This window comes from Novosphingobium flavum, assembly GCF_014230315.1.
Taxonomy (GTDB): domain Bacteria; phylum Pseudomonadota; class Alphaproteobacteria; order Sphingomonadales; family Sphingomonadaceae; genus Novosphingobium; species Novosphingobium flavum.
Genome location: NZ_JACLAW010000002.1, coordinates 114662 through 138044, shown reverse-complemented (window position 1 = coordinate 138044; position 23383 = coordinate 114662). Strand labels below are relative to the sequence as shown.

Sequence of the window (23383 nt, the reverse complement as noted above, 5' to 3'; positions counted from 1 at the left end):
GGCTGCAAACGGCGGCCTCCTGCGCTTCCGGTGCTCACGTACTGAAGTACGCTCCGCTCCGGTTCTCGGCCGTCACCGTTTTCGCTCCGGGCTGAGCCAAATCTCACCCAAACGCGGTCGCGCCTCGCACTGGTAAATCGCGCGGGCGCTGCCTAAAGGCGGTCTATGGTTTCTATCGCCACCTGGAACATCAATTCCGTCCGTCTGCGCGCCGAACAGGTGGTGCGGTTCCTTGCCGAGCAGGGCCCCGACGTGCTCTGCCTGCAGGAGATCAAGTGCGCCGAGCATCTCTTCCCGCACGAGGTGTTCGAGCAGGCGGGATACACGCACCGCGCGGTCAACGGGCAGAAGGGCTACCACGGCGTCGCCACGGTCAGCCGCATCCCGATCCGTGAGCTGGCCCGGCATGACTGGCAGGACAATGGCGAAGCCCGCCACCTCGGGGTCGAGCTGCTCGGACCGGGGCAGGGCCTGCTGCTCGAAAACGTCTACATCCCGGCCGGCGGCGACATTGCCGACCGCGAGGTCAATCCCAAGTTCGGCCAGAAGCTCGATTTCCTCGAGCGGATGACCCGTTGGGCCGACCAGCTCGGCCAGCCCACCCTGATCGTTGGCGATTTCAACATCGCCCCGCTCCCCTCCGACGTTTATGACCACAAGGCCCTGCTCAAGGTGGTCAGCCACACGCCCCTGGAAGTCGAGACCCTCCAGCGCTTCGCCGATGCCCACGGCTGGGTCGATCTCGGCCGCAAGCACATCCCCGCGCCGGAACGCAACTGGACCTGGTGGTCCTATCGCACCTTCTGGCAGGAAAAGGATCGCGGCCGCCGGCTCGATCACATGTGGGCCTCGCCCGAAGTCGCCGCCCAGTCGCAGGGCCACCGCTTCGTCGAGGAAACCCGGCGCTGGGAGCAGCCTTCCGACCACGTGCCGCTGATCACCGAGTTCGCGCTGTGACCACAGCGCCGGGTCCGGGGCCGGCGCGCCGCGTCGCCCTCGCGCTCGATGCGTTGCGACACGGCTGGCCGGTCACGGTCGACGGCGTTCTTCACCTCGTCGCGGCCGAAACCGGCTTCGGGCCGGATCTCGCCGCCCCGCGCATGTTGATCTCGGCCGCCCGCGCGGTCACCCTCAAGCTCGCCAACCAGCGCGAGGCCGCCGTGCCCGAGGCCCCGGTCCTGATCCGCGGGGCCGAGCCTTTCACCCTTGCCGATGCCCGCGTTCTCGCCGATCCCGCGCTCGACCTGCGCTTTCCGATGAAGGGCCCCTTCGCCGCCGAGCCGCTGGCCCATCCCGAGGCCGCCCGCACCGCGATGGAACTGGCCCGCCTCGCCGGTATCCTTCCCGCCTTCCTCGCCCCGCCGGAGCCGCAGGACGAGGCCACGCAGGTTGCATCCACCGACCTCGCCGCGTGGAAGGCGCCCGAACACCTCGTCGTGGCGAGCCGCGCCCGCCTGCCGGTCGAGGCCGCCGAGCAGGCCGAGATCGTCGCCTTCCGCGCGGCGGACGACCTGCGCGAACATGTCGCCCTCGTCATCGGTCAGCAGAACGGGGACCGCGCGCCCCTCGTCCGCCTCCACTCCGAATGCCTCACCGGCGATATTCTCGGCAGCCTCAAGTGCGATTGCGGGCCGCAACTGCACGCCGCGCTCGCCGCCATGGCCGCCGAGGCCGAGAGCGGCGGCTGGGGCGTCCTCCTCTACCTGCGCCAGGAAGGGCGCGGCATCGGCCTGATCAACAAGCTGCGCGCCTACCGGCTGCAGGACTTCGGCTTCGACACGGTCGACGCCAACAACCGCCTCGGCCTCCCCACCGAAGCGCGCGATTTTCCCGTCGCTGCTCGGATGCTCGAACTGCTCGGCGTCCGCGTGATCCGCCTGATGACCAACAACCCGGCCAAGGTCGCCGCGCTCGAAGCGGTCGGCGTGACCGTGGCCGAGCGCGTCCCGCACCAGCTCCCGGCCAACCCGCACAACGAGCACTACCTCGCTACAAAGCGTGAGCGCACCGGGCACATCCTGAAGTAGCCGCGGGGCATCGTGCGCCTGAACTGAAGCGCTCGTCATTGCGAGGGGCCAAGCCCCGCGGCAATCCAGTGCGGCTGTGTGCAGCGGCCCTGGATTGCCACGCGACCTGCGGTCGTTCGCAATGACGATGCAGATGCTGTGCTTGTCGCCCTCAGAAAGCCCGCCACAACAGCGCGGCCACCACGGCGGCAACGGCCAGTGCGATCACCATCCCCACCAACCAGTCCCGCCCCTTGAGCGGATCGATCCGCTCGGCGCGGAACTGGCGGTAGGGCGCGGCGATGGCCTCGTTGGAGGCGATCAGGCCCACGTCGAGGGCAGAGGCTTCGCGGGCGAAGTAGTCGGTCAGTTCCCTGAGCCCCTCGGGCGAGAGGTGCGGGTATTTTGCAAGTGCCTGTTCGATCTGCACCCGCCGCCGCGCACGCGCGGCGTCGATGGATTCGGTCATGTTTTCAGTCCTGAACGTGTGGAACGGTGGGTTCGACAGGTTCAGGCGAGGGGCGGTGCTCGCGGTGAGGGTCGGCGGGCGATCTCGTCGCGCGCGGGCGGGCCGGTGGAATGCGGCCGCGGCGCGGGCTGGCCGGTGAGGGCGAGCACCGTAATCGCCACCAAGGTCACGGCCACCGGCACCAACGGCGGCACTTCCGGCGCGATCCGCACCGTCTCGGCCCGGCGCTGCCCGGCCAGCGCCACCTCGTGAGTCGAGGCGCTGAATGCCGAACCGTGCGTCCGCTCCAGCGGCGCGGTCAGCGGCGCGCCCGCCTGAAGCCCCACGCAGGCGAGCAGCAGCGCGGCCAGGAGGCGCACTGTGAACAGGCGGGGCAGGCGGGCGATCATGCCGCCAAGGTAGGGTCTCGCGGTGCGCAAGGCAATTGTCAGCGCTTCTCGAAGCGGGTCAGCCCCTTGCCAAGCGCGTTGTCGCCGATCCGCAGGGCATCGCCCGACCAGTCGGCCACGAACACGCTGGACCATGTCACGCCCGGCGCGAAGCGGGCGTCGTTGCCCTCGATTGCCAGCCCGGCCGAGGGGTGCCACTTGCCCTCGGCGGCAATGGCGATGAAGGCGGAATGGTTCTCCTTGTCGCGCCCCTGCACCATCCAGTTGCCTGCGATCCGCCCGGTCGCGCCGTTGGACAGGTCGATCATGTAATTGGTCCCGCGCCCGGCCGAATCGTCGAAGGAATTGTCGAGCACGGCCACCCGTGCCGCCCGGCTCTTGAGGTAATGCCCGCCGCGCCCCTGCTCGAAGCGGCTGCGGGTCACGGTCAGGGCGCCATAGTCGCCGATGTAGAGCCCGTGGGCGCAGCCGCCCGAATATTCGCAGGTGCCCAGCCGGGTGAAGGTCGACTTGTCGACCGTGATCGTCCCGGCCGGGTCGCCCGCGGTGAGGATGCCCTGCTGGCTGTCCCGAAACCACGCCTGGCTGACCGCGAGATTGCCCTTCTCCAGCCGGATCCCGGCCCCGTTGCCGTCGCCCACCGCCATGTTGGCGAAGACGAGGCCATCCACCCGGGCCGAGCGCCCGCGCAGCACCAGCGCGGCCTTGCCCTCGCAGGTCGTGCCCGCGAAAGTCGCCTGTCCCGGCTCGGCCGCTTGGTAGAGCACGTCGCCCGCGGTCTGCACCGCGCAGTCGCCCCAGGTCCCCGGCGCCACGCGGATCGTGCCCATCCCGCCGCCGATTGCGTCGACCGCCTCCTGCAGCCGGGCAAAGCGCTTGCCGCTCTCGACCACGGTATAGGGCGCGGCGTTCTGCGCGAGCAGCGGCGCGGCCGCCCCGGCGGCCACTGCGATAAGGACAAGGCAAAGCGAAGCGAGGCGGCGATGGGTCATGGCGCGGCACGCTAGCTCGCCCGTCTTGCCAAAGGGCAAATATGATTGCGCTGTCCCGCCGTGGGGCATGTCGCCGCCCTCTTGAAACCGGCTCGGCCGTTCCCATTTCGGTTGGGCGGACCGGGCCCCTCTGGCGCGGCGCTTGACCGGCATCTTGCCTCCCCCCTGTGCAAGATGCCGGACCCGCCCGTTGTGGCAGGTGCGCCTCGTGATGTCGGACCGCATCGGATGTTGCCGATGCCGGGTCCTTGGCTTTTGCCCCCTGAAAGACCCGGAACCACCGGCATCGGCGCATCCGATCGAAGCAACTGTTTCGACGAGGAGCGTTGAACCCATGTCCGATCTCACCTTCCGCCTGCTGGAGCGTCACCAGCAGATCGATGCTCTCCTGCGCCGCGCCCAGTCGCGCCGCTGGGCCGATCCGCTGGAAATCCTACGGCTCAAGAAACTGAAGCTCGTCCTGCGCGATCGCCTTGCCGCCCGCTCCCGCCGCCACCCGGCGCTGGGCTGACCCGGCCGCTCCCCGGCGTCCGCGTGCACCGGGGAGCCCCCGCAAGGAGATAGCCGATGGAATGGCTCTCGGCCGACTGGCTCGGCACGCCGGCGTGGTTCTGGCTGGCCTTCGCCGCCCTGGTCGCGGCGCTCACCGCCTTCGACCTCGGCGTGCTTCACCGCGAGGACCGCGAGATGGGCGTCGGCGAATCGCTTGCACTCACCGCGTTCTACATCGCCTTCGCGCTGGCTTTTGGCGCGTGGATCTGGGCCGAGAAGGGCGCCGACCTCGGCCTGAAATACTACACCGGCTTCTTCATCGAAAAGGCGCTGTCGATCGACAACGTCTTCGTGATCAGCCTGATCTTCAGCTTCTTCGCCATCCCCGCGCGCTACCAGTACCGTGCCTTGCTCTGGGGGATCATTGCGGTGATCGTGCTGCGCGGGGTGATGATCGCGGGCGGCGCCGCGCTGGTGGCCGAGGCGCACTGGGTGCTCTACCTCTTCGCCGCCTTCCTGATCTCGACCGGCCTCAAGATGCTGGTCTCGGGCAACGAGCCGCCCGATGTCGGCAATCACCCGGCGGTGCGCTGGCTGTGCTCCCAGCTCAGGGTGACCAAGGACCTGCACGGGCAGCATTTCATGGTGACCCTGCCCGACGAGAAGACCGGCCGCCCGGTCCGCGCGGTCACCCCGCTGTTCGTCGCGCTGGTGGTGATCAACCTGGCCGACATCGTCTTCGCGGTCGATTCGGTGCCGGCGATCTTCGCCATCACCACCGATACCTTCGTGGTCTATACCTCGAACATCATGGCCGTGCTCGGCCTGCGCGCGCTCTATTTCGCGCTGGCGGCGATGATTCGCCGCTTCACCCATCTCAAATATGCCCTTGCGGCCGTGCTGGTCTTCATTGGCGGCAAGATCTTCGTGTCTGACTTCCTGCTGGACGGAGACAAGATCCCGCCGCTGTTCAGCCTCGGGGTGACTTTCGCCCTGCTCGGCGCCGGGGTCGGCTATTCGTGGTGGCGCACCAGAAACGAAACGGTCAATGCTGCCGGATGACGGCAAGAAAAGCATCGCCATAGGCCGCGAGCTTGCGGTCCCCGATCCCGCTGAGCCGCCCCAGCTCGGCAAGGCTGGCGGGGCGGGCCGAGGCCATCTCGCGCAGCACCGAATCGTGGAACACCACATAGGGCGGCACCCCCGCCTGCTGGGCCAGGTCGCGGCGCAGGCCGCGCAGGGCATCGAACAGCGGATCGCCCACCGGATTGGCCGCGCTCCCGGTCCCGGAGCGCCCGCGTCCCTTGCGCTCCTTCTTCGGCGGCACGACCACGGCAACGGCCGCCTCGCCCTTGAGGATCGCCCGCGCGTCTCCCCCCAGCATCAGTCCGCCATGCTCGGTGGAGAGCAGGGCCCCGCGCGCCTGCAGGGCGCGTGCCAGCGGCCGGATCAGCCGCGCCTCGTCTTCGTTCACGATCCCGAACACGGAAAGCCGGTCATGCCCACGCTCGACGATGCGGTCATCCGAATGGCCGGTCAGCACTTTCTCGATATGGCCGAGGCCATAGGTCTGCCCCGTGCGATAGACGGCCGAGAGCAGCTTGCGCGCCACGTCGGTCGCATCGGAAACCCCCGGCGGATCGAGGCAATTGTCGCAGTTGCCGCATTTCTCCGGGGGATGCTCGCCGAAATGACGCAGCAGCAGGGCGCGCCGGCACGCCGCCGTCTCGACCAGCGCGGCCAGCGAATCGAGCCGCGTCCGCTCGCCGCCGAGCCTCGCCTCGTCCACTTCCGACAGGCGCTGGCGGGCGCGGACGAAGTCCTCCGCCCCCCACAGCATCAGCGCCACCGAGGGATCGCCGTCACGCCCGGCGCGGCCGGTCTCCTGGTAATAGGCCTCGATCGACTTGGGCAGGCCGGCATGGGCAACGAAGCGCACGTCGGGCTTGTCGATCCCCATGCCGAAGGCGATGGTCGCCACCATCACCATGTCCTCGCTGGCCACGAATGCCGCTTGGTTCGCCGCGCGCACATCGCCCGGCAGGCCCGCATGATAGGGCAGGACCGGGCGGCCAGTCGCGCCGAGCTGCTCGGCCAGCCGCTCCACCTGCGCGCGGGTCTGGGCATAGACGATCCCGGCGCCGGGCGTCTCCGCGATCAGCCGGGTCAGCTGCCGCACCGGCTGGTCGCGCGGCACGATGGCATAGCGGATGTTCGGCCGGTCGAACCCGGCCACGATCAGGCCGTCGTCCGCAATGCCGAGCTGGGTCAGGATATCGGCCCGGGTATGGGCATCGGCCGTCGCCGTTAGCGCAAGGCGCGGCACCTCGGCAAAGGCGTCCATCAAGGGCCGCAGCAAGCGGTAGTCCGGCCGGAAATCGTGGCCCCATTCCGAAACGCAATGCGCCTCGTCGATCGCGAAGAGGCAAACCCGCGCCCGGCTCAGCAGGTCGCGGAAATGGGCCTGGCTAGCCCGTTCCGGCGCCACGTAGAGCAGGTCCAGTTCGCCCGCGCGAAAGGCCTCGATCGTGGCCTCGCGGTCCGTGTCGGCGCTGGTCAGCGCGGCGGCGCGGATGCCGTTGGCCTGCGCGCTGCGCAGCTGGTCATGCATCAGCGCGATCAGCGGCGAGATGACCACGCAGGTCCCGTCCAGCAGGGTCGCCGGCAATTGATAGGTCAGCGACTTGCCCGCCCCGGTCGGCATCACCGCAAGGGTGGACTGCCCCGCCATGACCCGCCCCACCACCTGCTCCTGCACCCCGCGAAAGGCGTTGAAGCCGAAAGTGGCGTGAAGGGCCTCGCCCAGATCCGCCGGAACCGCGCGCGGCGGCGCGGGCGGAAGCTTGGGAGGGGCAAGCGCGGCATAGTCGTCCGGCACCCACTGGCCATACCCGTGTTCGTCGCCGGGATAGTCGCTGAACGGATCGCCGATGCTCATCCCGAAGGGCTATGGCAGAACAGTCCGCCGCAGGGAATTGCTCAGATCGGCTTAACCATTGAACGCCATGATCGGGGCGATGAATGCCCACGCCACTCTTTCATTCCGCCGGATTGCCCTCCTGATCGATGCCGACAACGTCTCGGCCGCCCGCCTGCCGACGATCCTGGCGGAGCTGGCCAAGCACGGCACGCCGGGCATCCGCCGGGCCTACGGAGACTGGACCACCCCGGCGCTGAAGGGATGGAAGGAAACGCTGCACGAATTCGCGATTCGGCCCGTCCAGCAGTTCAGCTATTCCAAAGGCAAGAACGCGACCGACATGGCGCTGGTCATCGATGCGATGGAACTGCTCTACACCCAGAAGATCGACGCGTTCGGGATTGTCTCCAGCGACGCGGATTTCACGCCGCTGGTCATGCATCTCAAGGCGGCCGGGCAGGACGTATTCGGGTTTGGAGAGCGCAAGACGCCAGAGCCGTTCGTCAATGCCTGCACCGACTTCCTTTATCTGGAGAATCCCGCTGCCTTGCCCGGTGGGCCGGAAGATCCTGAAAAGCCGTCACCCCGCGCCGGCAGTCCCACTTCCGACAATCCCGCAGCGCCGCGCTTGCTGGCGCAGGATACCAAGCTGGTGAATGCGCTTCGCGGAGCGGTGGAGGCCTCGGCTCGTGATGATGGCTGGGCGCTGCTCGCGCAAGTGGGCAGCGCTGCGCGGCGCGTGGCCACCATCGATCCCCGCAACTATGGGGCCAAGACCTTCACCGACCTCTTCGCGAAGACCGGCCTGTTCGAAATATTCCATCGTCCGGGCGAGCAGCCTTGGGTCGCGGACAAGCGCAACAAGGAACGCTCCAAGGAGCCGTGCGTCCCGATCAGTCGAGGTTAGGCCGCAGCCACCTTTCCGCCACGGCAAGGTCCACCCCGCGCCGCGCCGCATAGTCTTCCACCTGGTCGCGCCCGATCCGCGCCACCCCGAAATACTGGCTCTCGGGATGGGCGAAGTAGAAGCCGGAAACGGCCGAGGTCGGCAGCATGGCCTGCGATTCGGTGAGGGTAATCCCGGCATTGTCCGAAGCTTTCAGCAGGTCGAACAGGACCGGCTTCAGGCTGTGGTCCGGGCATGCCGGATAGCCCGGCGCCGGGCGGATGCCGCGATACTGTTCGCGGATCAGCGCCTCGTTGGTCAGCTGTTCGCCCTCGGCATAGCCCCACAGGGTCGTGCGCACGTGCTGGTGCAGGCGTTCGGCAAAAGCCTCGGCAAAGCGGTCGGCCAGCGCCTTCAGCAGGATGTCGTTGTAGTCGTCGTGCGCGGCCTTGAACCGCGCCAGATGAGGCTCGATCCCGTGGATGCCCACGGCGAACCCGCCAAGCCAGTCGCCCGCGGGGTCGATGAAGTCGGTCAGGCAGAAGTTGGCCCGGCCGCGCGATTTCTTGAACTGCTGGCGCAGGAACGGCAGCAGGGTGCCGTCCTCAAGGCGGATGTCGTCGCCCTCGGCATGGCACGGCCAGAAGGCGCAGACGGCCTTGGCGGTCAGCCACTTCTCGGAAACGATCGTCGCCAGCATGGCCCGCGCGTCCTCGTACAGCGCTGTCGCGCTTTCGCCGACGACGGCATCCTTGAGGATCGATGGGTAAGTCCCGGCCAGTTCCCAGGCGCGGAAGAACGGGGTCCAGTCGAACGTCTCGATGAGATCGGCGAGCGACCAGTCCTCGAACACGTGCAGCCCCGGCTGCACCGGGGGCGGCGCCTTCTGGGCAAAGTCGGCCGGAAAGGCATTGGCCCGTGCTTCCGCCAGCGGCAGGAGCCCTGAGCCTTCCTTGCCCGCGCGGGCATCGCGCACGGCCTCGTATTCCGCCGCGGTGGCCTTGATGAACGGCTCCGCCTGCGTGTCCGACAGGAGCTGCGAGGCCACGCCCACCGCCCGGCTGGCGTCGAGCACGTGGATCACCGGGCCCTCATAGGCCGGATCGATGCGCAGCGCGGTATGGACCTTGGAGGTCGTCGCCCCGCCGATCAGCAGCGGAATGGTCATTTCCGCCCGCTGCATTTCCTCGGCCACGGTCACCATCTCGTCGAGCGAGGGGGTGATCAGGCCCGAAAGGCCGATGATGTCGACGTCTTCCTTCTTCGCCGTGTCGATGATGGTCGACCATGGCACCATCACGCCCAGGTCGATCACCTCGTAGCCGTTGCACTGGAGCACGACGCCAACGATGTTCTTGCCGATGTCGTGAACGTCGCCCTTCACGGTCGCCATCACGATCCGGCCCTTGGCCTTGGCCCCCGCTTCCTTTTCCGCCTCGATAAAGGGGATCAGGTGGGCCACGGCCTTCTTCATCACGCGGGCCGATTTCACCACCTGCGGCAGGAACATCTTGCCCGATCCGAACAGGTCGCCGACCACGTTCATCCCCGCCATCAGCGGCCCTTCGATCACCTCGATCGGGCGGCCGCCGCGCGCGGCGATCTCCTGCCGCGCCAGCTCGGTATCGTCGACCACGTGGAGGTCGATGCCCTTGACTAGCGCATGTTCCAGCCGCTTGATCACTGGCCAGCCGCGCCATTCCTCGGCGGCCTTCTCCTGCGCGGCATCCTTGCCCTTGAAGCTTTCGGCCAGCGTGATCAGCCGCTCGGTCGCGCCGTCATCCTTGTTGAGGATCACGTCCTCGCAGGCCTGCCTGAGCGCCGGGTCGATCGTGTCGTAAACGTCAAGCTGCCCGGCGTTGACGATCGCCATGTCGAGCCCGGCCGGGATCGCATAGTAGAGAAACACCGAGTGCATCGCCCGGCGCACCGGCTCGTTGCCGCGGAACGAGAAGGAAAGGTTGGAAAGCCCGCCCGAGAAGTGGACGTGCGGGCAGCGCTGGCGGATTTCCTTCACCGCCTCGATGAAGTCGACCCCGTAATTGTTGTGTTCCTCGATCCCCGTCGCCACGGCGAAGACGTTGGGATCGAAAATGATGTCTTCCGGCGGAAAACCGATCGTCATCAGCAGCTTGTAGGCCCGCTCGCAGATCTCGACCTTGCGCTGCTGGGTATCGGCCTGGCCCTTCTCGTCGAAGGCCATGACCACCACGGCCGCGCCATAGTCCATGCACTTGCGCGCGTGAGCGAGGAACGGCTCCTCGCCTTCCTTCATCGAGATCGAGTTGACGATCGGCTTGCCCGAAACGCACTTCAGCCCGGCCTCGATCACTTCCCACTTGGAGCTGTCGATCATCACCGGCACCCGCGCGATGTCGGGCTCGGCGGCGAGCAGCTTGAGGAAGGTGGTCATGGCGTGAACCGCGTCGAGCAGCCCCTCGTCCATGTTGACGTCGACCACCTGGGCCCCGTTCTCGACCTGCTGGCGCGCGACCTCGACCGCCTTGGCATAGTCTCCGGCAAGGATCAGCTTCTTGAACGCGGCCGAACCGGTAACATTGGTGCGCTCGCCGACGTTGACGAAGCGGGAGGAGGAAGGCGTGGTCATCGTATCAACTCCCCCCTCCCGCTGCTCCCCGCCTTCGCGGGGACATGGGGAGGGGTCGGGGGTGGGTATCGGCTGGGCGCGGCTCAGGCCGCCATCGTGAACGGCTCAAGGCCGGCCAGCCGCGTGATCGGCTCCAGCACCGGCAGTTTGCGTGGGTTCAGGCCCGCCACGAACTTCGCCATGGCCGCGATATGCGCCGGGGTCGAGCCGCAACATCCGCCAAGGATATTGACCTGCCCGGCCTGCGCCCATTCGCCGACAAGGCCGGCGGTCGTGTCGGGCAGCTCGTCGTATTCGCCCAGCTCGTTGGGCAGGCCCGCATTGGGATAGACCATGATCAGCGTATCGGCGATCTCGCTCAGCACCTTCACGTGCGGGCGCAGCTGGGTCGCGCCGAACGAGCAGTTGAGCCCGATGGTGATCGGCTTGGCATGGCGCACCGCGTGCCAGAAGGCTTCCACGGTGTGGCCCGAAAGGTTGCGCCCCGAAAGATCGGTCAGGGTCATCGACAGCATGATCGGCACTTCCCGGCCGATCTCCTGCTCCAGTTGGCGCACGGCCATGACCCCGGCCTTGGCGTTCAGCGTGTCGAACACAGTCTCGATCAGGATGAAGTCCGCCCCGCCCTCGACCAGCGCGGCGGCCTGCTCCTTGTAGACCTCGACCAGCGTGTCCCAGTCGATCTCGCGAAAGCCCGGATCGTTGACGTCAGGGCTGAGCGACAGGGTCTTGTTGGTCGGCCCGATCGCGCCCGCCACGAAGCGCGGGCGGCCATCCTTTGCCGCATATTCATCGGCGATCCGCCGGGCCAGCTTCGCGCTTTCAAGGTTGATCTCGCGCACGAGGTGCTCGGCGGCATAGTCGGCCTGGCTGATCCGGTTGGCCGAGAAGGTGTTGGTCTCGGCAATGTCGGCCCCGGCCTCGAAATAGGCGCGGTGGATCGTCTCGGGCACTTCCGGCTTGGTCAGCGCCAGGATGTCGTTGTTGCCCTTCTGGTCGCGGGCCAGGCCGAGCGAGCCGGCATAGTCCGCTTCCGAGAGCTTCCAGCCCTGGATCTCGGTGCCGAAGGCGCCATCGGTGATCAGGATGCGCTGGGCGGCCTCTGCGAACAGGTTAGTGCGGGCCTTGCTGGGGGTCAGATCGGTCATGCTTTCGGCCTCAGTCCAAGCAGGTGGCAGATGGTATAGGCCTGCTCCGCCTTGTTGAGCGTATAGAAATGGAAGTCGCGCACCCCGCCCGCGTAGAGCCGGCGGCACAGGTCGGCGGCGGCCACGGCGGCGACCAGCGTGCGCGGCCCCGGCCGCTCGTCCAGCCCCTCGAACAGCGCCACCATCCAGCCCGGAATCTCGGTGTTCCCGCTCATCCGGCGGATCGCGGCGAAGCTTGTCACCGGCATGATCCCGGGCAGGATCGGCGCGGTGATCCCGGCCGCCAGCGCCTTGTCGAGGAAGCGGAAATAGGCGTCGGTCGAGAAGAAGAACTGGGTGATCGCGCGGGCGGCCCCGGCATCGAGCTTGCGCTTGAGGTTGTCGAGGTCGGCTTCCGCGCTCGCCGCCTCGGGGTGAACCTCGGGATAGGCCGCGACCGAAATGTCGAAGTCATGGCTGCGGGCCAGCCCCTCGACCAGCTCCGCCGCGCTGGCATAGCCCTCGGGATGCGGCACGAAGGTGCCCCCGCTTTCCGGCGGCGGATCGCCGCGCAGCGCAACGAGGCGGCGCACGCCCGCTTCCCAGTACTGGTCGGCGATCTCGGCGATCTCGCCCTTGCTCGCCCCCACGCAGGTGAGGTGCGCGGCGGGGATCAGGTCGGTCTCCTGCACCAGCCGCGCCACGGTCGCATGGGTCCGCTCGCGGGTCGTGCCGCCCGCGCCATAGGTCACCGAGACGAAGCTCGGATCCAGCGGCGCGAGCTGGCCGATCGCGTCCCACAGCTGAGCCTCCATCTTCTCGTTCTTCGGCGGGAAGAACTCGAACGAGACGGAGACGTCGCCCGGCAGGCCGGCGAACAGCGGATGGTCGGGCGAAATCACGCGGAAACCTTTCGGGCATTGTCGGCAGGAACCGGCCCGGCAGTGCGGGTCGCGGTCCAGATCTTCACGGTCAGCGGCTGGCCGGGAATGGCCAGCGGCGGGGCGGGCACATAGCCCGCGGCGGAAAGCAGCGCCAGCATCTGCTCGTCGGAAAAGCCGAGGCGGGCGTGAGCATGGGAGGCGCGCAGGTCCTCATGGGCATGAGCGGCGAAATCGACGATCGCGATCCGCCCGCCGGGGCGCGTCACCCGCGCCGCCTCGGCCAGAACGGCGTCGGGCTCCTGGGCATAATGCAGCACCTGGTGGAACAGCACCGTGTCGTGGCTGGCGGGCGCGAAGGGCAGGGCGGTAAAGTCGCCCTGCTGCAGGTCGACCTTGCCTGCGGGCAGGTTCTGCAAACGGGCGCGCGCCAGCCGCAGCATTTCCGGGCTCTTGTCCAGGGCCGTGATGCGCGCGGCGTTCCCGGCAAAAAGCTCCGCCATCCGGCCCGTCCCGGTGCCCACATCAAGCAGCACGCCCAGCGACCCGCCGAGCGCCCCGGCCAAGGCTGCCTCGACCGGCCCGTCGGGCGAATGGAGCGAGCGCAGCGTGTCCCACTCGGCGGCGTGCCGCGCGAAATAGGCTTCGGCCTGTGCTTCGCGCGCCGAGCGGATCGCGGCGAGATGCCGCCGGTCCTCGTCGCAGCGCGCGGCGAACGCGGCATCGTCCGCCTCGCCCGCCGCCAGCAGCCGCGCCGCCGCCGCGCCGAGCCTCGGCGCCAGGTCCTCCCCGATCGCGCTGCGCAGGAAGACCCACGAGCCTTCCCGCCGCCGCTCGGCCAGCGCCGCATCGCACAGGATCTTGACGTGGCGCGAGACGCGTGGCTGGCTCTGCCCCAGCACCTGGGCCAGCTCGCCCACGGCCAGCTCCATGTCGGCGAGCAGCCGCATGATCCGCAGCCGGGTCGGATCGGCCAGCGCGCGCAGGGTGGGTTCGAGCTTCATGACGAGGTCATATAAAGATTTCTTTATATCACTTCAAGAGCGGGGAATTGATGCACCCGGCGTTTGCCCCGGGCGCTGGCTTTGGCTAGGAAGCGCGCCATGCATTCCCGCCGCAAGAGGGCTGATTCCATGAAGACAATCGCGCTGTTCACCCTGGCCGCCTCGGCGTCGCTGGCCCTCTCCGCCTGCGGACATTCCGACGACGCCAGCGATCAGGCGACCCCGGACACCGTGGAAATGCCGGCGGAGGAACAGCTCAACACCGTCGCCGCCGAGCCGGTTCCCGATGCCGGCTCCACCGCCACGGCCCCGGCCGATCCCAATGCCGGCGCCAAGGCTGAAGACGCCGCCGCCAATGCCGCCGCCGCCGCCGCCGATTTCAACGCGGCGGGCGGTGAAGGCGCCGAAAAGGCGATCGACCAGGCCGAAAAGAAGATGTGATCCGAACAAGGGCGGCTCCACGGGCCGCCCTTTTCGCATCGGCCCCGATGAAGCGCGTCCTCCTCCTCCTCTGCGCCCCGCTGGCCCTCTCCGCCTGCGAGAAGGCAGATAACGAGCCCGGTCCCGGCGGGGTCACGGTGGGCGAAGCACGCGCGCTCGACGAGGCGGCGCAAATGATCGAAAGCGAAGCCCCGCCCGCGCCCGAGGCGACCCAACCGGCGAAGTGATCTTCCCGCGAAGCGGCTCAAGATATTCAGGCAGGATTTTCGCAGGGGCCATCGTCCCTGCATCGACCCTTCAAAAACTCAATCCAACCGCACTTTCCCCCGCCCGGCTTTCACCGCCCCGCGCTTCTTCTTGCCCTCCAGCCGCTGGGTCTTGCCCACCCGGTTGAGCCGCGATTTCGCGCGCTTCTCCGGCAGCTTGTGCGCCTCGCGGATCAGTTCGGAAAGCCGCTCGCGGCCATCGGCGCGATTCTGCTCCTGGGTGCGAAAGCGGCGCGCGGTCAGCACGATCTCGCCCTTGGCGGTCATCTTGCTTCCCGCCAGTTCCTTGAACCGCGCGAAAACCTCGGGCGCCAGCCGCAGGGCATAGATGCTCAGGCGCAGCTGCACCGCCGTCGCCACCTTGTTGACGTTCTGCCCGCCGGGCCCCGCCGCGGCGATGAAGCTCTCCTCCACATGGGCCAGAGCGCGTTCGATCGCCGCTTCGGGCCCGTCAGCCATCGCTGAACCCCAGCGCGGCAAAGTCCGCCGGCAGCGGGGCCGCCGCCACGATCGGCTCCTTGCCCTCGCGCGTCACGGTCAGCCCGGCGGCGTGGAGCAACGTGCGCCGCGCCCCACGCCCGTCGCCATAGATCGGATCGCCGAGCAGCGAATGGCCGAAAGCATGCGCGGCATGAACCCGGATCTGGTGAGTGCGGCCCGTCTCGGGGCGGAATTCCACCAGCGTCAGCCCGTTTTTCTCATCCAACTTGCGCCAGTGCGTGATCGCGGGCTTGCCCTTCTTGGCCACGATCATCCGCCAGCCTTCCTTGGCGCTGGAAATCTTGGAGAGCGAGAGCTCGATCGTCCCGCCCTCGCCCTCGATCGGGCCCGAGACCACGCCCAGATAGCGCTTCTCCACCTGCCGCGCCTCGAAAGCCGCCGAAAACCGCTTCAGCGCCTTGGGATTGCGCGCCAGCAACAGGCAGCCCGACGTATCGCGGTCCAGCCGATGGACCGGCGCGGGCGCGCGGTGAAAGCCGAATTTCAGCTCGTCCAGCCGGTCCTCAAGGCTGATCCCGCCTGCGCGCGGCGTGTCGAGCGGCAGACCGGCGGGCTTGTCGATGACGAGGGCTTCGCCGTCTTCGTAAAGGATCGTGAAGGTCATTATAATGGTTCCTTGCAGGGGCCATTGCCCCTGCACCCCGTTACGTCTCCCGACGTGGGGGCAGTGAAAAAGGCAGCCTTCCGCATGAACTCTGCGCCGGAAGACGGCAAGGGGTCTGGGGCAAGTTTATCCTGAGCGGACCGGCCTGCCGGTCCGTCGAAGGGGCCCCGGAATCATATTTACTTCAGGGCTTCCGCAATCCGCCGGAAGGCCTCGGCCAGCGTCGCCTCGTCGGCGGCAAAGCTGATCCGGAACCCGTCCCGGCCGCCAAAGGCCGAAGCAGCGACCACGGCAACCCCGTGCTCGAGGATCTGCATCGCCAGCCCCTCGTCATCCCCGAAGCGCGCCATGTGCGGCGCGGCATCGATCATGCAGTAAAAGGCCCCGTCCGGGACCGGGGTCGACAAGCCGGGGATCGCATTGATCGCTGCCACGCACAGGTCGCGCCGCGCGCGAAACCGCTCGCGCCAGTCGAGCAAAAACTCCTGCGGCCCGGTGAAGGCGGCCGCGGCGGCAGCCTGGCTGATCGAGCAGGGATTGCCGCAATTGTGGCTCTGCAGCTTGCCCATGGCCTTGATCAACCAGTCCGGCCCGGTGGCAACGCCAAGGCGGAAGCCGGTCATGGCATGGCTCTTGGACACGCCCGAAACGGTCAGAACCCGCTCGGCCAGATCGGGGCAGACCACGGCCAGCGTCGCATGGGCGCCTTCGGAATAGCGCAGCGGCGCATAGATATCGTCGCTCATCACCAGCACTTGCGGGTGCCGCCGCAGCACTTCGCCCAGCCCCGCAAGGTCGGCGGCGGAATAGGTCGCGCCGGTCGGATTGCCCGGGCTGTTAAGCAGCAGCCAACGGCTGGCCGGGGTGATCGCCGCCTCCAGCTGCGCCGCGCTGATGCGGAAGCCATCGGCGGCCACGGTCGGCAGGTCGACCACGCTCGCCCCGGCAAAGCGCACGATCTCGGGATAGGAAACCCACCACGGGCTGGGGATCAGCACCTCGTCGCCGGGATCGAGCGTCGCCAGCATGGCGAGGAAGATCGACTGCTTGCCGCCGTTGCTGGCGATCACCTGCTCGGGGCTGGTCTGGATGCCAAGGTCGCGCCCGAAATGGAGCGCCGCCGCCTCGCGCAGCTGCCGGGTGCCGATCACCGCCGTATAGCGCGTGTCCCCGGCGTCGAGCGCGTCCTTGGCTGCCTGCACCACGTGGGGCGGGGTCGGAAAGTCGGGCTCGCCCACCGAGAGCGAGATGATGTCGCGCCCGGCCGCGCGCAGTTCGAAGGCGCGGTCGGTCATCGCATTGGTGCGCGAGGGGGAAATGCGCGAAAGCGCGGCAGAGGTCTTCATGGTCATACCCGGATTTCAGCCCTTCAGGCGGGCCGGCATCAGCCCGCGCAGCGCATTGCCGATCAGGAAGCCGCCCGCAAGGTCGCCCAGCGAAATGTCGGCCTCGCGCGCCGCGCCGTCCTCGATCAGGTGGCGCCGCAGTACGCCGGGCAGCAGTCCGCGTTCGAGCGGCGGGGTCAGCAGGACTCCCTCCTCGTCCTCGACGAACAGGTTGGTGAAGCTGCCCTCGGTCATCAGCCCGTCGTCGCGCACGAACAGCGCCTCGTCGGCGCCGTGGGCCTTGGCCGCGCGCAGGGCCGCGCCGTAGAAGCCCCGGTCGGTGGTCTTGTGCGACAGGCGCCAGTCGCCCGGATCGACCGGCAGCGGCAGGACCACGCAGCTGGCCGGCTCGGGCAGGGGGGCGGGCAGGGTGCCGATCTCCAGCGTATAGGCCCCGCTTTTGGCCACCACGAGCCGCAGCTTCGCCGGCAGGTCATGGTCGAAGCACAGGGCCTGGATCGCATTGCGGATCGCGTGGCGGTCGAACGAAAAGCCCAGCGCCCCCGCGCTCGCCTTGACCCGTTCGAGATGCATCTCGAGCAGGGGGATGCCCCCCTCGGGCGTGAAAGCCATTGTCTCGATCAGGTCGAAACCGCCGGCGGATGCGCGCACGAAACCCCCTTTGACCAGACATTCCCGCCACTCGGTCATGCCATCCGAATCCGCCACCACGGCCGAGCCGACGCCCAGCACCGCCCTGCCGCCACTACTGCCGCCGCCATTGCCGCCGCCACCGGACGTGCCGTCCGGCGTCAGCCGCAAGGTGCGGATTGCCACATTGAACGCCGCATCGCCAGAAGGATCGATCCGCCCGATCGCGCCGCAATAGGGCCCGCGCGCATCGCGCTCGGCCGCGTCGATCAGTTCCATCGCCCTGATCTTGGGCGCGCCGGTGATCGAACCGCAGGGAAACAGCGCGGCCAGCATGTCGGACGCGCCCTTGCCCGGCAGCAGCCGCGCCCGCACCGTCGTCACCATCTGGTGCACGGTGGGATAGGTTTCGATCGCGAAGGGCGCCTCGACCTTGACCGAGCCCGGCACGGCCACGCGGGAGAGGTCGTTGCGCATCAGGTCGACGATCATCAGGTTTTCGGCCCGGTCCTTCACGCTGGCGGCAAGATCCCGCACTTCGGCGGCATCGGCCCGTGCATCGACCCGGCGCGGCCGGGTGCCCTTCATCGGCCGCACCGTCGCCCTGTCACCCTCCAGCGCGAAAAACAGCTCGGGCGAGAGCGAGAGCAGCCAGTGCGATCCGTCGAACACCACCCCGCCATGCCCGGCCCGCCCCGCCTCGCGCAGCTTGCCGTAAAGCGCCAGCGGATCGCCGCGAAAGGCACCGGTCAGCGGGAAGGTCAGGTTGGCCTGATAGATGTCCCCCGCCGCGATCGCCCCCTGCACCGCATCGAAGCAGCGCAGATAGGCCGCCGGAGCGCGCGCCGGACCCATCGGGCCGAGGCTGGCCTCGCCGCGCCCGGCCAGCCAGGCGCGCAGCTGTGCGCCGTCCATCTCCTCATGGCCGGCAAAGGCGCCGAACCAGACCAGCGGCCCGCCCGCGCCCGCCCGCCGGTCCAGCCGCGCGGCAAGGCGCGGCTCCAGCGCGAGCCCTGCCTCATAGGCGAGGTATCCGGCAAGGTGCAGGCCCTCGGCCCGCAGCGCCTCGATTCGGGCGAGTGCCGCTGGCACCTCGCCCGCCCGGCGCGCGACGATCACCTCCACCGGGCCCCGATAGAGCCGCGACCGGTGGGGCGAATCGGTCCGTGCGTCGTCGAGCAGGACAAAGGGCTGGATGGGATCTTGGTGCGACATCTGAGCGCGCGGCTTGTAGTGCGCTTGCGGCGCCGTTGCAAAAGGGCTTAATCCTCTGCCTGAGCGGCACCCAAGGAGCTTTTCGGCATGGAAGACATCTTCATCGGTCTGGCATCGGATGGCGAACGGCAGGTCCTCAGGCTCGGCCGGGCCAACCGCCACGGCCTCGTCGCCGGCGCCACCGGCACCGGCAAGACCGTGACCCTCCAGACCGTTGCCGAACAGTTCTCCGCCGCCGGAGTTCCGGTGTTTCTGGCCGATGTGAAGGGTGATCTCTCCGGCATCTGCATGCCCGGCAGCCACGATTTCAAGCATGCCGACGCGCTCGAATCCCGTGCGAAGGAACTCGGCATCACCGACTATGCCTACCACGACAACCCGGCCGTATTCTGGGACCTCTATGGCGAGAAGGGCCACCCGATCCGCACCACTGTTTCGGAAATGGGACCACTGTTGCTCTCCCGCCTGCTCGGCCTCAACGACACCCAGGAAGGCGTGCTCAACATCGCCTTCCGCTATGCCGACGACAATGGCCTGCTCCTGCTCGATTTCGAGGATCTCCAGCAGGTCCTGATCGCCTGCGCCGAACAGGCAAGCGAGCTGGCAACGAAATACGGCAATGTGTCCAAGGCCAGCGTCGGCACGATCCAGCGCCAGCTGCTCTCCTTCGAAAGCCAGGGCGCGGACCGCTTCTTTGGCGAACCCGCCTTTGAAATCAACGACTTCATCAAGTGCGACGATCAGGGCCGCGGCTATATCAACGTCCTCGCCGCCGACAAGCTGATGCAGAGCCCCAAGCTCTACGCCACGTTCCTGCTCTGGCTCCTGTCCGAACTGTTCGAGGCCCTGCCCGAGGTCGGCGATCCGGAAAAGCCCGGCCTCGTCTTCTTCTTCGACGAGGCCCACCTCCTGTTCGACGATGCGCCGCAAGCCCTGTTCGACAAAGTCGAGCAGGTCGTCCGCCTGATCCGCTCCAAGGGCGTGGGCGTCTATTTCATCTCGCAGAACCCGATCGACATTCCCGAAAAGATCGCCGGCCAGCTCGGCAACCGCGTCCAGCACGCCCTGCGCGCCTTCACCCCGCGCGACCAGAAGGCGATTCGCGCCGCGGCCGAGACCTTCCGCATCAACCCCGAGCTCAAGGTCGAGCAGGTGATCACCGAACTGAAGGTCGGCGAAGCCCTCGTCTCCACCCTCAACGAGGATGGCTCGCCCTCGGTGGTCCAGCGCACCCTCGTCGCCCCGCCGCGCTCGCGCCTCGGCCCCGTTACCGACAAGGAGCGGGCGATCATCCAGTCGATCTCGCCCTTCGAAGGCAAGTACGACACGGCGGTGAACCGCGAGAGCGCGGCCGAAGTCCTCGCGCAGAAGTCGGCCGATGCCGCTGCCGCCGCCAAGGTCGTCGAGGAACAGGGCACCGAGGCCCAGCGCGCCCAGCCGCGCCAGACCCCCTCGATGTGGGAAAAGGCCGGCAAGGCCGCGCTCGGCGCTGCCGCCGCCTCGGCCGGAACGATGATCGCCCGCTCGATGTCTGGCCGCAAGTCGGGCAGCTCGCCCATGGCCAGCGCTGCCAGCGCGGCGGCCGGCTCGATCGGCACGGCGCTTGGCGGCGCCTTGCTCGGCCGTTTCGCGCGCGGGCTGCTTGGCGGCCTGCTGCGCTGATTTGGAAATGAAGGGGTGATTCCGGGGCCAAGGGCCCCAGACCCCAAGCCGTCTTCCGGCGCGGCCTTGGCGTGCAAGGCTGCCCCGCGCATTGCCCCTTCAGTTCCTGAATTTCAACCGCTGCGCGGAACGGAAAACCGTCAACCCAGGGGCAGGCGCAGCGTCGCGCAGAGCCCCGGTCCGTCCGGACGGTTCGCCAGTTCCAGCCTGCCGCCATGCTGCTCGGCGATGGCGCGCGCCAGCGTCAGGCCAAGGCCCGCCCCGCCGGTCTCGCTGTTGCGCGAGGGATCGCCGCGCGTGAACGGCTCAAGCATCAGGGCGATCTGGTCCTCGGGAATGCCGGGGCCGCGATCGCAGATGTGGATCACCGCAATGGCGCCCTCGCGCGTCAGCGAAACCTCGGCGCCCTTGCCGTAGCGCAGGGCATTGCCGATCAGGTTGCGCAGGGCGCGGCGGATCCAGGTCGGGCGCAGGCGCATGACCATGCGCTGGGTGTCGGCCAGCTCGACCGGTTCGCCCATGTCCTCGTATTCCTCGACCACCGAGGCGACGAGGGCGGACAGTTCGGTATTCTCGGCGGCATCGCTCGGCCGGCCGACCCGGGCGAGCGAGAGGATGTCGTCGAGCGTGCGGGTAATGTCCTCGATGGTCCGTGCCATCCGCGCCCGCTCGGTCTCGTCGTCGACCGATTCGATCCGCACCCTCAGCGCGGCCAGCGGGGTCTTGAGGTCGTGGCCGATCGCGCCGAGCATCACGTCCTTTTCGTCGAGCAATGCAACGATGCGCGCTTCCATCGCGTTGTGGGCGGTGATCAGGCGGGCGATGTCGTTGGGCCCCTGCGGCGCGAGCCGGCCCTCGGGATCGCGGGTTTCCGCGAAATGCTCCAGCCGCTGGGTCAGGGCCGCGAGCGGGCGGGTGATCCGCCGCAGCAGCAGCCACATCGCGCCGACCAGCACCGCATAGATGAACAGGGTCTGGAACAGCAGGGTGCGGAGCATGAAGCGCTCGGCATTGGGCACGAAGATGCGGCTGATCAGCCAGGCCTGCGAACCCTGCAGCCGCACCCCGGCGACCATCACCTTGGTCGGCGCGGGGTCGGGCGAATGGCGCCGGGCGAGCCGGGCGATTGAGCGGGGATCGCGTTCGACCGGCCGATAGGTCACCGCCACTTCGGCCACCGCGACGTCCTGCTGTGCGAGAATCTCGCGCAGGCCTGTCTCCAGCTCGGTCTTGTGCTTTTCACCGGCCAGAAGCGGGCTCGCGGGCGATTGCTCCAGGCGCATCGGCCGATCGTCCGGCATGGGCCCATCGTCGCGCCCGGGCGGAGGCCCGTCGCGTCCGGGGGGCGAAACGGCCCTGCTTCGCCAACCTTCTTCGCCCCGGCGGCCGTCATCACCGCGCCGTCCGTCATCCCCGCGCTGTCCGTCATCGCCGCGCGCGGCGACGATGAAGCGGAAGGCCACGCTGTGCACCAGCGAGCCCTCGATCCGTTCGTGCTGGGAGCGGTAAAGCAGGATGGCGCCGATGCCCTGGGTGATCAGCAGGGCCAGCGCCATCGCCAGCAGGACCTGTCCGCGCAGGCTCCGGGGCCAGAAGAACGAGAGCATCTTGCCGGCTCAGTCCTTCGCCGCCGGCTGGCGGCGCACTTCGGCGGCCAGCATGTAGCCCCCGCCCCAGACGGTCTGGATCAGCTGCGGATTGCGGCTGTCGACCTCGATCTTGCGGCGCAGGCGGCTGACCTGGTTGTCCACCGCGCGGTCGAACAGGTGGGCCTCGCGGCCCTGCACCATCTCGAGCAAGCGGTCGCGGTCGAGCACCTGGCGCGGGTGTTCGAGGAAGGCCATCAGCAGGCGGAACTCGGCCGAAGATATGGCCACGACCGCGCCTTCAGGATCGATCAGGCGGCGCTTGAGCGGATCGAGCGTCCAGTCCTCGAAAACGAAGACCTCCTCGTCGCCCTCGGGCGCGGCGCGGGCGGCGCGGCGCAGGACCGAGCGGATCCGGGCGACCAGTTCGCGCGGCTCGAACGGCTTGACCACGTAGTCGTCGGCCCCGATCTCAAGCCCGACGATGCGGTCCGTCGCCTCGCCGCGGGCGGTGAGGAAGATCGTCGGCAGGTGCCGGGTCTCGACGAGGTGGCGGCACAGCGAGAGGCCGTCCTCGCCCGGCATCATGATGTCGAGCAGGACCAGATCCGGCACGTCGTCGCGCAGGCGGCTGCGGGCCTCGGCCGCGCTGGAAGCCTGCCGCACGACGAAGCCCTGGCGGGACAGGTAGTCCGCCAGGGGCTCGCGCAGGGCCGCCTCGTCGTCGACGACGAGCAGCTTGATCGGAACGGTATCGGTCATCTCGGCCGTGGTCATGGCACAGTCCGGCCCGGTTTGTCAGGTCGCTTCAAGATTTACTGGCCGCCACCGCCGCCGCCCATGCGCATCATCATGCGGGCGCGCATGTCCTCGAAGAAGTTGGTGCGCTCTTCCTTGGTGGCCTTGCCGTCGTGGTTCTCGTCCATCTGGTCGAAACGGGCCAGCTGGGCGGCGACGAATTCGGCCTTGTCGATCTTGCCGTCGCCGTTCTTGTCGGCCTGCCGCATCATGCCGCCGCCGGGGCCGCCGGGGCCGCCGCGCGGCTGGCCTGCGCCCGGAGGCGGGCCGCCTTCGGGGCCGCCGGCCGGGGCACCCGCCGGCCGGGCCGGGCGCATGGCGGCCATTTCCTCGGGATCGAGCACGCCGTTCTTGTTGGCGTCGATCTTGTCGAAGCGCTCGGCGGCCTGGGCCTCGGCTTCGGCCCGGGTCACGGTGCCGTCGCCATAGGGGTCGTTCATCATGCCCGGGCCCATCTGGGCGAAGGCCGGGGCCACGATCCCGAAGGAGATCGCGGCCACGGCAACGGCGGGCAGAAGCATCTTGCGGTTCATCTGGATCATGGCCTTTCGTTGCCGGTC

General features: G+C 68.4%; 23 protein-coding genes. 8 read left to right on the top strand and 15 right to left on the bottom strand.

Annotated elements, in window-relative coordinates; genetic code table 11:
* The first annotated feature begins 165 nt into the window (after positions 1 to 165).
* Positions 166 to 957, top strand: a complete 792-nt coding sequence (locus tag H7F51_RS02610; protein ID WP_185662660.1) for an exodeoxyribonuclease III — start codon at positions 166 to 168, stop codon at positions 955 to 957.
* A complete protein-coding gene (ribA, locus tag H7F51_RS02605; protein ID WP_343061177.1) occupies positions 954 to 2027 on the top strand; it encodes a GTP cyclohydrolase II in 1074 nt (357 codons plus the stop codon). The genes H7F51_RS02610 and ribA overlap by 4 nt, the downstream gene beginning before the upstream one ends.
* Before the next feature lie 151 nt (positions 2028 to 2178).
* Here the strand turns inward: ribA and H7F51_RS02600 are convergent, their stop codons facing one another.
* Genes H7F51_RS02600 through H7F51_RS02590 form a run of 3 tightly spaced genes read right to left on the bottom strand, consistent with a single transcriptional unit; the run spans position 2179 to position 3856 of the window.
* Positions 2179 to 2475: a hypothetical protein gene (locus tag H7F51_RS02600; protein ID WP_185662659.1), complete on the bottom strand. Its 297-nt coding sequence runs from the start codon at positions 2473 to 2475 to the stop codon at positions 2179 to 2181.
* A 41-nt stretch (positions 2476 to 2516) separates the two neighbouring features.
* On the bottom strand, positions 2517 to 2894 hold the full coding sequence (locus tag H7F51_RS02595; protein ID WP_246447676.1) for a hypothetical protein: 378 nt from the start codon (positions 2892 to 2894) through the stop codon (positions 2517 to 2519).
* Positions 2895 to 2902: 8 nt separating this feature from the next.
* A complete protein-coding gene (locus tag H7F51_RS02590) occupies positions 2903 to 3856 on the bottom strand; it encodes a right-handed parallel beta-helix repeat-containing protein (protein ID WP_185662658.1) in 954 nt (317 codons plus the stop codon).
* A 334-nt stretch (positions 3857 to 4190) separates the two neighbouring features.
* On the opposite strand from H7F51_RS02590, the gene H7F51_RS02585 reads away from it, so the two are divergent.
* Together H7F51_RS02585 and H7F51_RS02580 are read left to right on the top strand one after the other, a co-directional pair.
* Positions 4191 to 4367: a DUF465 domain-containing protein gene (locus H7F51_RS02585; RefSeq protein ID WP_185662657.1), complete on the top strand. Its 177-nt coding sequence runs from the start codon at positions 4191 to 4193 to the stop codon at positions 4365 to 4367.
* A 56-nt stretch (positions 4368 to 4423) separates the two neighbouring features.
* Positions 4424 to 5410, top strand: a complete 987-nt coding sequence (locus H7F51_RS02580; RefSeq protein ID WP_185662656.1) for a TerC family protein — start codon at positions 4424 to 4426, stop codon at positions 5408 to 5410.
* Here the strand turns inward: H7F51_RS02580 and recQ are convergent.
* On the bottom strand, positions 5394 to 7286 hold the full coding sequence (gene recQ, locus H7F51_RS02575; RefSeq protein WP_185662655.1) for a DNA helicase RecQ: 1893 nt from the start codon (positions 7284 to 7286) through the stop codon (positions 5394 to 5396). The two genes, H7F51_RS02580 and recQ, sit on opposite strands and share 17 nt — an antisense overlap.
* 67 nt (positions 7287 to 7353) lie before the next feature.
* Between recQ and H7F51_RS02570 the strand changes: the two genes are divergently transcribed.
* Positions 7354 to 8175 carry an NYN domain-containing protein gene (locus H7F51_RS02570; protein ID WP_246447673.1) on the top strand — a complete coding sequence of 274 codons (822 nt, stop codon included), beginning with the start codon at positions 7354 to 7356 and terminating at the stop codon, positions 8173 to 8175.
* Here the strand turns inward: H7F51_RS02570 and metH are convergent.
* From metH to H7F51_RS02550, 4 genes are read right to left on the bottom strand one after another with little or no spacing between them, the layout of a single operon-like run.
* Entirely contained in the window at positions 8162 to 10849 is a 2688-nt protein-coding gene (gene metH / locus H7F51_RS02565; RefSeq protein WP_425491007.1) for a methionine synthase, read from the bottom strand. The genes H7F51_RS02570 and metH overlap by 14 nt on opposite strands.
* A complete protein-coding gene (locus tag H7F51_RS02560; RefSeq protein ID WP_185662653.1) occupies positions 10846 to 11910 on the bottom strand; it encodes a homocysteine S-methyltransferase family protein in 1065 nt (354 codons plus the stop codon). The genes metH and H7F51_RS02560 overlap by 4 nt, the downstream gene beginning before the upstream one ends.
* The gene (gene metF, locus H7F51_RS02555) at positions 11907 to 12791 is read right to left on the bottom strand and encodes a methylenetetrahydrofolate reductase [NAD(P)H] (RefSeq protein ID WP_185662652.1); all 885 of its coding nucleotides are present in this window, start codon (positions 12789 to 12791) and stop codon (positions 11907 to 11909) included. The genes H7F51_RS02560 and metF overlap by 4 nt, the downstream gene beginning before the upstream one ends.
* Entirely contained in the window at positions 12788 to 13774 is a 987-nt protein-coding gene (locus H7F51_RS02550) for an ArsR/SmtB family transcription factor (protein ID WP_185662651.1), read from the bottom strand. The genes metF and H7F51_RS02550 overlap by 4 nt, the downstream gene beginning before the upstream one ends.
* Positions 13775 to 13903: 129 nt before the next feature.
* Between H7F51_RS02550 and H7F51_RS02545 the strand changes: the two genes are divergently transcribed.
* Positions 13904 to 14215, top strand: a complete 312-nt coding sequence (locus H7F51_RS02545) for a hypothetical protein (protein WP_185662650.1) — start codon at positions 13904 to 13906, stop codon at positions 14213 to 14215.
* Between the two features lie 47 nt (positions 14216 to 14262).
* Complete coding sequence (locus H7F51_RS02540; RefSeq protein WP_185662649.1) at positions 14263 to 14442, top strand: hypothetical protein; 180 nt, start codon at positions 14263 to 14265, stop codon at positions 14440 to 14442.
* A 78-nt stretch (positions 14443 to 14520) separates the two neighbouring features.
* Here the strand turns inward: H7F51_RS02540 and arfB are convergent, their stop codons facing one another.
* The 4 genes from arfB to pabB all read right to left on the bottom strand — a co-directional run bounded on the left by arfB (position 14521) and on the right by pabB (position 18777).
* Positions 14521 to 14940: an alternative ribosome rescue aminoacyl-tRNA hydrolase ArfB gene (arfB, locus tag H7F51_RS02535; protein WP_185662648.1), complete on the bottom strand. Its 420-nt coding sequence runs from the start codon at positions 14938 to 14940 to the stop codon at positions 14521 to 14523.
* Complete coding sequence (locus H7F51_RS02530; protein ID WP_185662647.1) at positions 14933 to 15586, bottom strand: RluA family pseudouridine synthase; 654 nt, start codon at positions 15584 to 15586, stop codon at positions 14933 to 14935. The genes arfB and H7F51_RS02530 overlap by 8 nt, the downstream gene beginning before the upstream one ends.
* 179 nt (positions 15587 to 15765) lie before the next feature.
* The gene (locus H7F51_RS02525; protein WP_185662646.1) at positions 15766 to 16932 is read right to left on the bottom strand and encodes a pyridoxal phosphate-dependent aminotransferase; all 1167 of its coding nucleotides are present in this window, start codon (positions 16930 to 16932) and stop codon (positions 15766 to 15768) included.
* A 15-nt stretch (positions 16933 to 16947) separates the two neighbouring features.
* A complete protein-coding gene (gene pabB, locus H7F51_RS02520) occupies positions 16948 to 18777 on the bottom strand; it encodes an aminodeoxychorismate synthase component I (RefSeq protein ID WP_185662645.1) in 1830 nt (609 codons plus the stop codon).
* Positions 18778 to 18864: 87 nt separating this feature from the next.
* Here pabB and H7F51_RS02515 point away from each other — a divergent pair, with 87 nt between their 5' ends.
* Positions 18865 to 20439 (top strand): helicase HerA-like domain-containing protein, encoded by a 1575-nt coding sequence (locus tag H7F51_RS02515; RefSeq protein WP_185662644.1) that lies wholly within the window; start codon positions 18865 to 18867, stop codon positions 20437 to 20439.
* Positions 20440 to 20579: 140 nt separating this feature from the next.
* Here H7F51_RS02515 and H7F51_RS02510 read toward each other — a convergent pair whose 3' ends face one another.
* From H7F51_RS02510 to H7F51_RS02500, 3 genes are read right to left on the bottom strand one after another with little or no spacing between them, the layout of a single operon-like run.
* Positions 20580 to 22046, bottom strand: coding sequence for a sensor histidine kinase (locus H7F51_RS02510; RefSeq protein ID WP_185662643.1), 1467 nt, complete (start codon positions 22044 to 22046; stop codon positions 20580 to 20582).
* A 9-nt stretch (positions 22047 to 22055) separates the two neighbouring features.
* Positions 22056 to 22787 (bottom strand): response regulator, encoded by a 732-nt coding sequence (locus tag H7F51_RS02505; protein WP_185662931.1) that lies wholly within the window; start codon positions 22785 to 22787, stop codon positions 22056 to 22058.
* Between the two features lie 53 nt (positions 22788 to 22840).
* Entirely contained in the window at positions 22841 to 23365 is a 525-nt protein-coding gene (locus tag H7F51_RS02500) for an EF-hand domain-containing protein (RefSeq protein ID WP_185662642.1), read from the bottom strand.
* Positions 23366 to 23383: the final 18 nt, after the last annotated feature.

Coding starts and splice junctions, on each gene's coding strand:
- H7F51_RS02505 (WP_185662931.1), bottom strand. CDS start 22,787: ATGACCGATACCGTTCCGATCAAGCTGCTCGTCGTCGACGACGAGGCG.
- H7F51_RS02585 (WP_185662657.1), top strand. CDS start 4,191: ATGTCCGATCTCACCTTCCGCCTGCTGGAGCGTCACCAGCAGATCGAT.
- H7F51_RS02590 (WP_185662658.1), bottom strand. CDS start 3,856: ATGACCCATCGCCGCCTCGCTTCGCTTTGCCTTGTCCTTATCGCAGTG.
- H7F51_RS02500 (WP_185662642.1), bottom strand. CDS start 23,365: ATGATCCAGATGAACCGCAAGATGCTTCTGCCCGCCGTTGCCGTGGCC.
- H7F51_RS02525 (WP_185662646.1), bottom strand. CDS start 16,932: ATGAAGACCTCTGCCGCGCTTTCGCGCATTTCCCCCTCGCGCACCAAT.
- H7F51_RS02550 (WP_185662651.1), bottom strand. CDS start 13,774: ATGAAGCTCGAACCCACCCTGCGCGCGCTGGCCGATCCGACCCGGCTG.
- H7F51_RS02530 (WP_185662647.1), bottom strand. CDS start 15,586: ATGACCTTCACGATCCTTTACGAAGACGGCGAAGCCCTCGTCATCGAC.
- H7F51_RS02540 (WP_185662649.1), top strand. CDS start 14,263: ATGAAGCGCGTCCTCCTCCTCCTCTGCGCCCCGCTGGCCCTCTCCGCC.
- pabB (WP_185662645.1), bottom strand. CDS start 18,777: ATGTCGCACCAAGATCCCATCCAGCCCTTTGTCCTGCTCGACGACGCA.
- H7F51_RS02560 (WP_185662653.1), bottom strand. CDS start 11,910: ATGACCGATCTGACCCCCAGCAAGGCCCGCACTAACCTGTTCGCAGAG.
- arfB (WP_185662648.1), bottom strand. CDS start 14,940: ATGGCTGACGGGCCCGAAGCGGCGATCGAACGCGCTCTGGCCCATGTG.
- H7F51_RS02600 (WP_185662659.1), bottom strand. CDS start 2,475: ATGACCGAATCCATCGACGCCGCGCGTGCGCGGCGGCGGGTGCAGATC.
- H7F51_RS02580 (WP_185662656.1), top strand. CDS start 4,424: ATGGAATGGCTCTCGGCCGACTGGCTCGGCACGCCGGCGTGGTTCTGG.
- H7F51_RS02515 (WP_185662644.1), top strand. CDS start 18,865: ATGGAAGACATCTTCATCGGTCTGGCATCGGATGGCGAACGGCAGGTC.
- H7F51_RS02610 (WP_185662660.1), top strand. CDS start 166: ATGGTTTCTATCGCCACCTGGAACATCAATTCCGTCCGTCTGCGCGCC.
- H7F51_RS02510 (WP_185662643.1), bottom strand. CDS start 22,046: ATGCTCTCGTTCTTCTGGCCCCGGAGCCTGCGCGGACAGGTCCTGCTG.
- H7F51_RS02570 (WP_246447673.1), top strand. CDS start 7,354: ATGATCGGGGCGATGAATGCCCACGCCACTCTTTCATTCCGCCGGATT.
- recQ (WP_185662655.1), bottom strand. CDS start 7,286: ATGAGCATCGGCGATCCGTTCAGCGACTATCCCGGCGACGAACACGGG.
- H7F51_RS02545 (WP_185662650.1), top strand. CDS start 13,904: ATGAAGACAATCGCGCTGTTCACCCTGGCCGCCTCGGCGTCGCTGGCC.